Consider the following 12907-nt stretch of genomic DNA (forward strand, 5'->3'; position numbering starts at 1 on the left):
CGGCGGTCTATATGGCCGATACTTTATTCCCCGAGGCCCACGCCTTGCTGGCCGAAAAGTTCGATTTGCGCTTTCGGCCGGACGGCGAGTCCCTTGACCCCTTACCCTTGCCGGCCGGCATGGACGATATCTGCGCGGTATTCATCTCTTTGACCACCCGCTTCGACCGCGCGGCCATCGACGCCCTGCCGCCGTCGGTAAAAGCAATCTGCACTTATTCGGTGGGCACAAATCACATTGATCTGCCGGCCGCCGCCAGTCGGGGCGTCCAGGTGCTCTGCACCCCGGATGTGCTCAGTGAGACCTGCGCCGATACGGCCTTGCTACTCATGCTGGGCGCGGGCCGCAGGGCGGTTGAGGGGTTGCGCCTGCTGAAAAGCGGACATTGGCAAGGATGGGGCCCCGATCAACTGCTGGGCAAGGATCTTTACGGACAGCGGCTCGGTATTTTCGGCCTGGGCCGGATAGGCCAGGCTATCGCGCGACGGGCCAGGGGCTTCGCCATGACCGTTCATTACCATAACCGGCATCCGCTGTCCCCCGAACGGGCGGACGGCGCCCGTTATCACGCCACGCTGGACGGGCTGTTGGCGCAAAGCGACTACTTCTGTGTGGCCTGTCCGCCCTCGCCGCAAACCCGCGGCATCATCGACCGCCGCGCCTTGTCCTTGCTGCCCGCCGGCGCGGTGGTGGTGAATATCTCCCGCGGCGATATTATCAATGATGACGCGCTGATTGACGCCTTGCGCTCCGGCCGAGTCGCCGCCGCCGGACTGGATGTGTTCGCCGGCGAGCCACAGGTAAATCCGGCCTACCAAACATTGGACAACGTCTTCGGGCTCCCCCATCTGGGCAGCGCCACTCATGCCACCCGGCTGCATATGGCGGCCGCGCTACGCGACGGGTTATCAAGCCTGCTGGCGGGTAAAATTCCCGCCAATATCGCCCTTCCCGCCCAGGCGTAATAACACGGGCCCCGACTCGAGGGGCGCCAGCTTGATGTATGACAACCTTATACTCTAAATACATCGGGTTGCATCGCGGCGGCAAGTGAGCGAGTCCCCGGGAGCATAGCCAACTATGTGACTGGGGTGAGCGAACGCAGCCAACAAAGAGGCGGCTTGATGTATGACAACCCTATACTCTAAATACATCGGGTTGCATCGCGGCGGCAAGTGAGCGAGTCCCCGGGAGCATAGCCAACTATGTGACTGGGGTGAGCGAACGCAGCCAACAAAGAGGCGGCTTGATGTATGACATACCCTATACTCTAAATACATCGAGTTGCATCGCGGCGGCAAGTGAGCGAGTCCCCGGGAGCATAGCCAACTATGTGACTGGGGTGAGCGAACGCAGCCAACAAAGAGGCGGCTTGATGTATGACGAGTATAAGTGGAGGGCTTTTCGTCCGGCCTACATTACTTGCAGCAATTCATTGAGATTACATTTTTCACCGGATCACAATTACGTGAAAAAATAAAAAAACATAAATTTATAGTCAAAAACCATAATTGTTTTCGCCCGGCGTCGCTTCCTATACTTTACCCAATTCGAGTTTCATCGCGCGCATTCCATTATGCGCCCGATTCGGGTTTCACTCTATTTTCCCTCTGGCGGTAGCTGAGGGTGGTCTTTGCTTTTTCTGAAATAATGTCATGGCATTCATGCAATTCTCTTCTTAACGTCGAAAAGAGGAAGTTGAGAATGAATAACGCTTCTGTGCTTTCTATTAAAGATAAGATCGGCTATGGTCTGGGCGATATGGCCAGCGCCCTGGTTTGGCAAACGGCCACCCTGTTTCTGGCCTATTTCTACACCGATGTTTTCGGTCTGCCCGCCGCCGTAATGGGGACGTTGTTTCTGGCGGTGCGGGCAGTGGATGCTTTCGCGGACCCGTGCATCGGCGCGCTGGTGGACCGGACCCAAACCCGCCACGGCAAATTCAGGCCCTGGTTGCTCTGGTTCGCCGTCCCCTTCGGTATCAGTTGCCTGTTGACTTTTTATGTGCCCAATCTCTCTCTTAATGGCAAGATCATTTACGCCAGCCTAACCTATTGCCTGCTTTGTCTGGTTTATTCCGCCATTAACGTACCTTATTGCGCCATGCCGGGGGCCCTTACCCAGGACCCCCGCGAACGGCACTCCATCCAGTCGTGGCGGTTCGCCCTGTCCTTTATCGGCGGTCTGGTGGTCACCGTGATTGCGTTGCCGCTCGTGGATTGGCTGGGCCATGGCGATTCCCGTCATGGCTATTTTTACGCAATGAGCCTGATGGGGCTCCTGGGCGTGATATTGTTTTTTTGTTGTTTTTCCATGACCCGGGAACGTTACCGAACTGACCAGCCGAAAGGACATTCCATGTTAGGGGATCTCAAATCGCTCTGGCATAATTCCCAATGGCGTATCGTTTTTGTTTTTAATATTTTGTTATTGATAGCAGTGGTCACACGCGGGTCGGCCACCATCTATTATGTCAAATATGTTTTGTTAAAACCGGCTCTGGTATTTCCCTTTATTGTCAGTGGCATGATTGCCGCCTTATTCGGTGCGCTGGTGGGCTGGGTGTTGGGACTGGTGAATTATCTCCCGAACCAGGGCGCCCAATCAGCGCATGTGACCAATACCATCGCCGCGCTATTCACGATAATACCTTCGTTACTGTTTATCGCCATGGCCATGCTTTTGTTCGCCTACCGGCTTAATAGCCGCTATGTCCGGGATATCGCCGAGCAATTGGCCGCCCGCCATAAACAAAACCCATCGCCGAAAGCGCCGGATACCGCCATCGCCCATGTTTAACAGGAGGATTGCATGACTTACCCCTATCAAAACGCCGACTTGGAAACAGAAGTCCGGGTGATCGACCTGTTGTCGCGGATGACCCTCGAGGAGAAATTCGCTCAAATGCATGCTTTGTGGCTATTGCTGTCCGCGGACGGTCGCCATCGCGAGCGCACCGATGCCAGCGACGAATTTTCCGGCGTCAAGGCGGCCGATAGCGTGGAGGCGCGCCTGCGGCACGGTATCGGCCAGATCACTCGCCCGTTGGGCTCCCAAGCCAAAGTTCCCCTTGAGGGAGTGCGCGCTCTGAACCGATTGCAACGGACCTTGGTGGAAGAGACCCGCCTGGGTATTCCCGCCATGTTCCATGAAGAATGTCTGGTCGGGCTAATGTGCCGTGATGCGACGCTGTTTCCCTCCGCCCTTAACGATGGCGCCACCTGGGATCCGGCGCTAATCGAACGCGCCGCCGCGGCCATAGGGGCGGAAGCCCGCAGCGTCGGCTGCCATCAGGGCCTTGCGCCGGTGCTGGACGTCTCCCGCGATGTCCGCTGGGGACGAACCGAAGAAACCTTCGGCGAAGACCCGTACCTGGTGGGCATCATGGCCTGCGCTTATGTCCGTGGTTTGCAAGGGTCCGATCGGCGTCTGCTGGCAACGCTTAAACATTTCGCCGGCCATTCTTTCAGCGAGGGAGGACGCAACCACGCGCCGGTCCATCTCGGATTTCGCGAATTGAACGACACCTTCCTTTTGCCGTTTGAAATGGCGGTCAAGCTCGCCCGCGCCGGTTCCGTTATGCCGGCCTACCATGATATTGATAACCAACCCTGCCATAGCGATGAATTTTTACTCACCGATGTCTTGCGTCGTCAGTGGGGATTTGACGGGCTGATCGTCGCGGACTATGGCGGAATCAGTCTTTTGCACCAGCATCACGGCATCAGCGCCGATGCCGCCGCCTCCGCGGCGCTGGCATTTAACGCCGGATTGGATATCGAACTGCCCAAGGACGATTGTAGCCGCCATCTGCGGCAGGCCGTGGCCGACGGACTCGTGGCCATGGAAACCGTGGATGCCGTGGTGGCGCGGGTCCTGAGAGAAAAATTCCGTCTCGGTCTGTTCGAGCAGCCTTATGTGGATGAAACCGGCGTCGCGTTGCAGCAACCGGAAACCCGGCAACTGGCCTATCAAGTCGCGCTGGAGTCGATAACCGTACTTGAAAATACCGGTATGCTGCCGCTGTCACCCGCCGTTGGCCGGAAACTGGCGGTCATTGGCCCCACCGCCGACGACCCGCTGGCCATGCTGAGCGGCTACAGCTTCCCGGTGCATCTTATCATTAGCGATATCGAGAGCCACGCTTCGCAAGTTATCACGCCGCTCCAGGCTTTGCGGGAGGTCTTCGGCGCCGATAAGGTGTCCTACGCCAAGGGGTGCTCCATTTTGGCGACACGCCGCGCCGGCGCGCCGGTATTTCCGGGGGATAGCGGTAAATCCATGCAGGAATCCCCGGTCTCCCGGGACCCCGGCCTTATTCCCGCCGCGGTGGCGCTGGCACGGCGAAGCGATATCGCGCTGGTGTTTGTCGGTGATCTGGCCGGGTTATTCCAAAGCGGCACCGTGGGCGAGGGTTCGGATACCGACAGTTTGCAACTGCCCGGCGTTCAGCAACGATTACTGGAAGAAATCGTGGCTACCGGCACGCCGACCATCGTCGTGATGACCGGCGGAAGACCTTACACACTCAATGGGCTCGAAGACCGGCTGGCCGGCTTTATGATGGCGTTCGAGCCCGGCCAGGAAGGCGGCCGCGCCATCGCCGACATCTTGTCCGGCCGCCAAGCGCCGTCGGGCAGACTCACGATCTCCGCGCCCAAAAGCGCCGGCGCCGTTCCTTTTTACTATAATCATAAAACCAAAAGCGGCGGCACCCCCATTGCATTTTCCTTTGGCGCCCGTTATCCGTTCGGTTATGGTAAAAGCTGGACGACATTCGCCTACAACGATTTTTGTCTCGACCAGCCCGCCGTCGTAGCGGTAAATGGCGACATTACGGCACGAATAACGCTCACCAACACCGGAGCGACGGCGGGCGTCGAGGTGGTGCAGGTCTATATCCGCGATCTCGTCGCGTCGTTGGTCCGTCCGTTACACGAACTCAAAGCCTTCCAGCGAATCGCGCTACAGCCCAACCAAAGCGCCGTCCTGGTCTTTCGCATACCCGTCGACATGCTCAATTTTACCGATCGCGCCGGACGACGAGTGGTGGAGCCGGGGGAATTCGAGGTGCAGATCGGCGCGTCCAGCGCCGATCTGCGCGCCAGCGGCAGAGTGACGGTAACAGGGCAGACGCATGTTCTGCCCCGCCATTGGCGTATGGAAAGCCATTGCCAGGTGGTATAGGCTTGGCCCGTGATAGGCAAAACGTCCGGCGTTTATTTTCAGCCATTGGGGTTAATGATGCGCCGGCGGCCGAAACAACAGAAAACAGCGGCGAACTCGTTATTGACCACTTGCCATTCCGTCACATTATTAAAGCGGTTTTTGCGATAAAAACAGTATTCGGAAAAGGTAATCGGCCGATAATTTTTCATTGATTTCCGCTGGGCGTCCTTGTAGCTGAAATTCCGATCGAAATTCACCGGAATGGCATTATCGTGGCTCCATTTCAATGCCAGTTTGGATGTCCGCCGAAAAAACAGCGTACTGATGATGCTGGACGATGCCATTTTTATCGACGAATCGCAACGGGCCAACGCGTGAAAACCGCTGTAGTCGCCGTGTTTGATGAACTCCTGAAACGTCGCCGCCAACTGGTTCAATATGGCCGGCTCGATACAGGCAGCGCCGGGAAAGTTTTTCACGCAGAGATAATGTACGGTTTCCAGACGGCTGAGATCGTATTTTGTGGTTTTCTTGTTTAAGACATTTTGTATTGAAATAAAGTGATATTCGTCGCGCAGACAGTCCGCCCAGGACTGCAGTAAAAACTTCGCGGTTTGCTGATCGATGCCGGTCACGCCGGCAAATCTGTCCACCGCCGTTTTTTGCAGCCGTATCCCGCGCCAAATATCCATGATCACCCGATGGGAAAGATTCCGGTGAGAAATATTGAGCGCCCGGTTAAGTAAATCAATGGTGAATTTGGCTTTGCCGTCACGATTCGCCAAATTCCTTACATTGTTGAACCCGTATGCCATGACCACTGGCATGGAAAAGGGCGTTTGGCCCACGGGGCGTCGCGATAACACCGGACCGCCATTGGCGGCATTGATCACGCCGCGGACGGCGAAAACCGGCGGCGGTTTGTCGGCGTCCGCGGCCGAATTGGCCGGCGGATTATGCCGAGGCCGGCATTCCCGCCATGGGTCGGCGTTATAACGGTTCATGCTGAACACATCCTTGCTCCCTTTCTTGTGCGGCGACCTTGACTGGACAATGCCGTTTCGCCCGGTATTCACGCCAGGCGAAACGCTAATTGACGACATACTCCGCCGACGCTATACAGAATATCAATCCGGCGAGCAATACCGATGCAAAGACTGATGTCCTTACGCCCTATCAACGGCATAAGCTCATGGCGGTGTGATGGGAAGAAGGACCTCTGCCCGCGACGGGGCAATCAAGCCGGGGTCTGTTGCGAGGGCTGATTTTCCGCCCGCCGCGCCCGCCGATATTGCGCGGTCAGCGCCTCGAGAATAGCCGCAATCAACGCGCCGAAACGATCCTCCAGGTCCTCTCGCCGCGACGTGTTGAGCATTTCCACCCCCTTGCGTTCACTGCGTATCAAACCGGCCTCCCGTAACACCTTAAAGTGTTGAGACAACGTCGACTTGGGAACGCATTTGTCACTGACCGCCAGAAAAGCTGAACAGGTTTGCGGGCAATCGGCTTTGGCGATCTCAACGAAAATCTGGGCGCGCACCGGATCGGCCAAGGCATGAAGAATGCCTTCGACGGTGATTTCGCTGGCGGCGGGATGGATTAGGGGTCTCATGGATCTTTTATAGCAGAACATTGACAAGTCGTCTAATAGTTCATATTTTATGAACTACTCTAGTTCATAAAAACAGAACTAACGCACTTACCTTGTCTATGGGAGCAACCATGAGTCAACTGACAAAAAAATCCGCCCTGGTCACCGGCGCCTCTAAGGGCATAGGCGCCGCCATCGCCAAAGGCCTCGCCGCGGCGGGCGCCTCGGTTATCGTCAATTATGCCTCTGATCGCGAAGGGGCCGAACAGGTGGTGGCCGCGATCACCGCCGGGGGCGGCCAGGCCGTGGCGGTTCAAGGCGATGTGGCCAAATCGGACGATGTGCGGCAATTGTTTCTTACCGCCAATGGCATCGTCGGCGCGCTGGATATTCTGGTCAACAATGCCGGGGTTTTCCGTTTTGATCCCATCGAGCAGGCGACGGAGGATGAGTTTCATCGGCAATTCAATATCAATGTGCTGGGCACCTTCCTCGCGACCCGGGAAGCGCTGCGTTACTTCTCGCCCCAAGGCGGCAGCATCATCAATATCAGCTCGGTGGCCAGTACCAACCCCACGCCGCATAGCTCGATTTATGCCGCGACCAAGGGCGCGGTGGACACCTTGACCGTGGAACTGGCCCGTGAACTGGGCGACCGCCTCATCCGGGTCAATGCCATCGCGCCGGGCGGCGTCGCCACCGAGGGTACCGCCAGCATAGGCGTGGTGGGCAGCGATTTCGAAAAAGCCATGGTGGACAAAACGCCGCTGGGCCGATTCGGCCAGCCCGATGATATCGCCAAGGTAGCGGTTTTTCTGGCCTCTGACCAATCCGCCTGGCTAACTGGCGAAAGGCTGGCCGTCTCCGGCGGCTGGTACTGATGACAACGCCGACCCTCCACCCCATCGTCTCTCCCACGCGGCGATGGCGGCTGGGGGATTATCACGCCTTCCGCTTACCCTGAGCCAGGAGAAGGCAGTTGCGCGGCGGCGTTTTTCATATGGGATGCGGCGGAAAAAGATGCCACGGTGAGAAAATGTAATGGTATGATAAATAACATGTCATAGTTATCAGGCGGGGATCAGCGGCCTCGCCCCGGCCGGCGCGTCAGGGAACCACGCTTATGTTTGATGTTCTGATAAAAGCCCTGTCTTTTTTTCTGATTATCGTAGTGGGTTATCTGCTAAAAACCTACGGTGTATTGCAGCGAAACGATACCCTTGCCTTGTCGAAGATCATGATGAACCTAACCCTGCCGGCGGCGGTCATTACCGGCTTCGCCAGCTTTCAGGTGGATCACGCCCTGCTGATCTTGGTCGCCATCGGTTTTCTCTGCAACATCGCGCTGTTGTTCGCCGGCTTCATGGTCGGACGTGCGCGGGACAACGACGCCAAAGCGTTGTACATGATCAATACCCCGGGCTATAACATCGGCTGCTTCACCCTGCCCTATGTGCAAAGTTTTCTGGGCCCGGTGGGCATCGTCGCCACTTGTCTGTTCGATGCCGGTAATTCCATCATTTGCACCGGCGGCAGTTATGTCGCCGCCTCCCGGGCCATTGGCATAAGCACGGGTCTGAAAAGCACCTTTGTCCGGCTTTTCTCCTCCGTCCCGTTCGATGTGTACGTCCTGTTACTGATTGCCGCGTTGCTGGGTCTGCACCTGCCCAGCCAGGTGACCGCGCTGGTGACTGTCGTGGGTAATGCCAATCCATTCATTGCCATGCTAATCATCGGCATGATGCTGGAAATCAAAATCGACCGGACTCAACTGAAGAATGTCTTCAGAATCTTGCTGCTGCGCTATGGCGCCGGAGCGGCCTTTGCCGCCTTATTCTATTTCGGTACGCCCTTGCCGCTGGAAGTCCGGCAAGTGCTGGCCGTGGCGGTGTTCGCTCCCGTGTCCTCGCTGGCGCCGGTATTCACCACCCGCTGCGCTGATAGCCGCCTGGGCTCGGTTTCCAGTTTTACCGGCTCGGTGTCGGTATTTATCAGTATCATCGTGATAACCACTTTATTGACCGTCATGAAAGTCTGATGGGAGGACTTCACCATGAAAATCGAAGGATGTGTGGCCTTGGTCACGGGCGCCAATCGCGGCCTGGGGAAGGCGTTTGCCCGCGCGCTGCTGTCGGCGGGCGCGGCGCGGGTTTATGCGGCGGCCCGCGACCCGGCGCTTATCACTGAGCCGGGGCTGATACCGGTCAGGCTTGATGTTACCTCCCCTGAAGAGGTAGCCGGCGCGGTGCGGCGCTGCGGCGATGTCAATCTGCTTATTAATAATGCCGGCATATTGCTGCAAAGTTCGATGCTGGCCGAGCACGCCGAAGAGGCCATGCGGCGGGAAATGGAGGTCAATGTTTATGGCGTACTGCGGATGATCAGGGCCTTTGCGCCGATTCTGGCCGCCAACGGCGGCGGCGCGATAGTGAATATGCTTTCAGTGGTCAGTTGGTTCACCTCGCCCCTGAACGCCACCTATGGCGCCTCAAAACGTGCCGCGCTGGCGGTCACCGATGCGGCCCGCGTCGAGCTGCACGCTCAGGGCACCCAGGTCATCGGTGTGTACGCCGGATTCATCGACACCGATATGACTTCGCATATCGTCAATCCCAAGGTTTCCCCCGCGCAGGTGGCCGAACAAACCCTGGCGGGCATCCGCCGAGGGGAGGATCATGTGTTGGCCGATCAGCGGGCCAGGGATATCTGGCAGAGCCTTAGGGACGATCCGGCACGGATAGAGGAACAAATGCTGACGCTTTGGCAACAGCACCACTGACGCCCGCGGCGGCGCGTCGAAAAGCGCCCCGCACGGCCTTGGCGAACCCGCGTGCCCATACCCTCTACAGCGCCGGCATCAGCCGGGTGCCGGTGGAGGTGCCATCCCCATAAAGCAGATGGCGCGGCGGCCCGGCCCGCAGTATCTGCCGCATGGCAAAGGCATTGATCGACTCGCCGCCCACCAGCAGATAATTCAAATGCCTGAACATCTGCGGCCGGATGTCGGCGATCAGATTGAACAGGGCAGGCGGCGCCCGCAAAATACTGATGGCGAATTGCCCAAGCGCCTTTTCGAATCGGCAGGGATCGTTGACCACGTTATCGGGAATCATCACGACCGCCGCGCCGTTGAGCAACGCGCCCCACACTTCGAATAGAGAAGCCTCGCCGGTCAGCGGCGCGATATTGGCGACCCTGTCTTCATGATGAAAACGCACATGGCGGGAATCCAGCGCCAGCCGGAGGATATCCCTGGCAAAGACGGATTTGGGCGTCAACGGATCATGGGGAGCGGTGGCGTAAAGGCGATGGGTGATTTGCGACAGGCTGTAGCGCATCGGCCGAAAATCCAGCGCGTTGCCGTCGCCCACGGCCACTTGTTCAACAATAATAGAACGGGCATCGGCAAGCCGGCGCCGATGCCGCGCATCGGTCAGTTTCCACGCGGCGCCGGCGTCGCGCAGAATGGCCCGCAGGCGATCATCGGTTAACGCGGGATCCAGCGGCAGGATGGTCCCTCCCGCCAGCATAATGGCGACTTGACAGGTGATATGTTCAATACCCGGCGGCAATAATACCGCCACTGTCGTTTCGGCATCGACCCCCTGATGCCGCAAATGGCTGGCCAGGCAAACCGCGTCTCGCGCCAATTCGCCGTAATGCAGGATCCGGTGAGCGGTAATGATCGCAGGATGATGCTTATTCAAAGCCGCCTGCTGCAACAGCAAGTCGCCCAAGGCGACGTCGGCGCGGTAGCCGGAAACGGCCGCGTTGTCGTTGCGCTTGGCGTGAAGGGAGAGTTCTAACATGCTGATCACCTGCCTTATAGGGCTCCGGGGTAAATAGTATGGTCCAAACAAAGTTACAGAGGTATTATTTGATGTAAAAATTATCTTTTTGTGAAGCCAATCGCTTTCGTACCGGTTTTTTTGTTAATCCGTTCTCTAACCATAGTCAGTTTTAAATTTTTCTTGTTATACAAGTCGTGCTTATATTTTTGCAAAGCTCATTTTGCTAAATACAAATGACAATTATAGTATATTGATTTACAAGGAAAATTTTTATATTTATAAATTTATGTCAATTTTGTGATTTTTTTCGAGGACAACTTTACCTTTCTCAGCCTCATTTCCACCTCCTTATAATGGGTTTACCGTTATCAACCACATTTCCCCTCCTCTAATAGCAGGTTGGCTATAATAGCCAACCCTTATGTTTACTTACTACGCCAAATACGTGGAGTGGCGTCGCGGGTGAAAGTGAGTGACAAATACGCCGGGAACGCCTGCGAACCGTCCATACGGGTCCGGGTGAGGGACAGGATGCTTTTCGCCTCCCCAATGCATAGCCGACTGTGTGACCGGGGTGGACAGGCGTGGCCAACAAAGAGGCAAACTGAAGTATGACGGGTTGTGCCGTGAGCACAGTAAAAGCAGGATGAACATATAGTTTGCTAGCTATATATTTTTCTGGGCAAATGTCCAACAAAGAATAGCGGTTTTGCCGAAGCATTAAGTGGAACATTTCATTAGCATGCTTGATAAAATCCTTTATAATATCTGCCGATTGAAACGGCCATTTTTCGTTGCGCGGGGCTACGGTCTTTATTGAGTTTGTCATGCTTATCGTCTTTTTGCCAAGCGGCTTAAGATATGGCAAGCATAACTTAAATAATTATTGTTAGTTTCCCATCGGGACATGAGATAAAATTGTTATAAGCTTGGAACATTATTGCTAATTCAGCGCGCGGCGCACTGAGGGTAGGCGTAACGCAAATATGGGCCGATGGCGGGTTTCGCCCAGGGCACGCGGGGGTTTTCGCACACATGATAAAGACAGACAATTCGCGGGAAAAGATGTCATACAGATAAAGCATAAAGCGCGTTATGACAAAAAAATCATAATTTCATTTTTTTAAAATCATAGTTTACTTTTATTGAATTTACTTCAAAGCCAATCGTTGAGGCAAGTCCGCGCAGATGGGCAAACGAACCCAACGGCGGAAACCGGTAGATTCTTTTACCGCTAGAATGAGCATAAAAAAATAATAATTTCTCATAAATCAAGTAAATAGTTGCCTTCTCGATTCTTTGTATCGCTCGGGTTACAAAAAAATTAACAAATAAATAACCCTGATAACTTTTACAGATTTGACTATTAACAATCAACGATCTACTGGACAACCTCAGACAGAGGGGTATACTCAGTCATAAATTAAGGTTTTTGTGATGGCTCTCAACTTTTAAATCTGTATGACAAGTTATCTTAGCGCCTGTTGACTTACCCTGGTCAATAGGGGGATGTCGACTGTTTGACGCTTTACCCTGGGGAGCCGTTATTGTTGTCGGGTATTTTATCTTAGACGGTGGATTGTATTTTATATGCTGACGCATTCGCGTCACGTCGTCGCGACTGGGAAGCAATGAGCGATAGCCTGTCTCTCATTATGGGTCCGCCGTTGGCGGTGGACACTTGTGCCACCGAATTCGCCGCGCATGGGATGCCGCGAGATAATTTGAATTATGCGACGCAGAGCGTAAGAGGTAATTTCCAGACGGAGATAGCAGTAAAGGGCCTGGACAGGATGGGGAATCATAAAAACTTAACCACAGGTTAATTGACTTTACATCATTTTGATCCATCAATTAATCCGGGTTGGGACAATTGGCAGCGGGTTTGTCCTTTGTCTTGAGAGCGATTATCAGTTGGCCTTCCTGAACTCAGGTCCCTGGTTCTAATAAAGTGGTGACGTTTTATTTAATGAAAAGTTCACAATCTTTGCCGCCTGTAAGCTGATACTATCCACCGCGATTTGGCGATGGGCAGTTACCCCGGCCATGGCTGTGTGAGATATGAGCTGTTGTCGTGAAAATGACAATTTGGTTACTCCCGGACGTCAGCCATCAAAAAGGCGAGTCTTTCACTTAAACAAGAGAGTTTTTTTGGTAAGGAAATAGTGATGAAGAAGATAGCATTGGCCGTTTTAGCCACATTGGTGACCCCAGTTCTTCATGCCGCTGAGATTTACAACAAAGACGGCAACAAACTGGATTTATACGGTAGTGTGCGTGCCCGGCATTATTTCAGCGACAATACCGCCATTGATGGGGATAACAGCTATGTCCGTCTGGGCTTTAAAGGCCAGAC

General features: G+C 55.1%; 10 protein-coding genes. 7 read left to right on the forward strand and 3 right to left on the reverse strand.

Features of this window, described 5'->3' with window-relative positions; all coding sequences use genetic code 11:
* Nucleotides 1-11: 11 nt before the first annotated feature.
* The 3 genes from FCN80_RS10975 to FCN80_RS10985 all read left to right on the forward strand — a co-directional run bounded on the left by FCN80_RS10975 (nucleotide 12) and on the right by FCN80_RS10985 (nucleotide 5187).
* Complete coding sequence (locus FCN80_RS10975) at nucleotides 12-965, forward strand: 2-hydroxyacid dehydrogenase (protein ID WP_170975368.1); 954 nt, start codon at nucleotides 12-14, stop codon at nucleotides 963-965.
* Between the two features lie 739 nt (nucleotides 966-1704).
* Nucleotides 1705-2799, forward strand: coding sequence for a glycoside-pentoside-hexuronide (GPH):cation symporter (locus FCN80_RS10980; protein ID WP_136990200.1), 1095 nt, complete (start codon nucleotides 1705-1707; stop codon nucleotides 2797-2799).
* A 12-nt stretch (nucleotides 2800-2811) separates the two neighbouring features.
* Nucleotides 2812-5187 carry a glycoside hydrolase family 3 N-terminal domain-containing protein gene (locus FCN80_RS10985; RefSeq protein WP_136990201.1) on the forward strand — a complete coding sequence of 792 codons (2376 nt, stop codon included), beginning with the start codon at nucleotides 2812-2814 and terminating at the stop codon, nucleotides 5185-5187.
* Between the two features lie 38 nt (nucleotides 5188-5225).
* On the opposite strand, the gene FCN80_RS10990 is transcribed toward FCN80_RS10985, so the two are convergent.
* The gene (locus tag FCN80_RS10990; protein ID WP_136990202.1) at nucleotides 5226-6173 is read right to left on the reverse strand and encodes a hypothetical protein; all 948 of its coding nucleotides are present in this window, start codon (nucleotides 6171-6173) and stop codon (nucleotides 5226-5228) included.
* A gap of 233 nt (nucleotides 6174-6406) precedes the next feature.
* Complete coding sequence (locus FCN80_RS10995) at nucleotides 6407-6781, reverse strand: ArsR/SmtB family transcription factor (protein WP_136990203.1); 375 nt, start codon at nucleotides 6779-6781, stop codon at nucleotides 6407-6409.
* Nucleotides 6782-6891: 110 nt separating this feature from the next.
* Between FCN80_RS10995 and FCN80_RS11000 the strand changes: the two genes are divergently transcribed.
* The 3 genes from FCN80_RS11000 (at nucleotide 6892) to FCN80_RS11010 (ending at nucleotide 9539) form a co-directional block, all read left to right on the forward strand.
* Nucleotides 6892-7641: an SDR family NAD(P)-dependent oxidoreductase gene (locus FCN80_RS11000; protein WP_136990204.1), complete on the forward strand. Its 750-nt coding sequence runs from the start codon at nucleotides 6892-6894 to the stop codon at nucleotides 7639-7641.
* 242 nt (nucleotides 7642-7883) lie between these two features.
* Nucleotides 7884-8798, forward strand: coding sequence for an AEC family transporter (locus tag FCN80_RS11005; RefSeq protein ID WP_136990205.1), 915 nt, complete (start codon nucleotides 7884-7886; stop codon nucleotides 8796-8798).
* A gap of 15 nt (nucleotides 8799-8813) precedes the next feature.
* Complete coding sequence (locus tag FCN80_RS11010) at nucleotides 8814-9539, forward strand: SDR family oxidoreductase (protein WP_136990206.1); 726 nt, start codon at nucleotides 8814-8816, stop codon at nucleotides 9537-9539.
* Between the two features lie 64 nt (nucleotides 9540-9603).
* Here the strand turns inward: FCN80_RS11010 and FCN80_RS11015 are convergent, their stop codons facing one another.
* Nucleotides 9604-10569 (reverse strand): AMP-binding protein, encoded by a 966-nt coding sequence (locus FCN80_RS11015; protein WP_136990207.1) that lies wholly within the window; start codon nucleotides 10567-10569, stop codon nucleotides 9604-9606.
* A 2150-nt stretch (nucleotides 10570-12719) separates the two neighbouring features.
* On the opposite strand from FCN80_RS11015, the gene FCN80_RS11020 reads away from it, so the two are divergent.
* Nucleotides 12720-12907 (forward strand): porin (locus tag FCN80_RS11020; protein WP_170975369.1); only part of this gene is annotated, 188 nt, incomplete at its 3' end.

Origin of the sequence: Martelella alba, from assembly GCF_005217455.1 — a bacterium.
Lineage (GTDB): Bacteria > Pseudomonadota > Gammaproteobacteria > Enterobacterales > Enterobacteriaceae > Acerihabitans.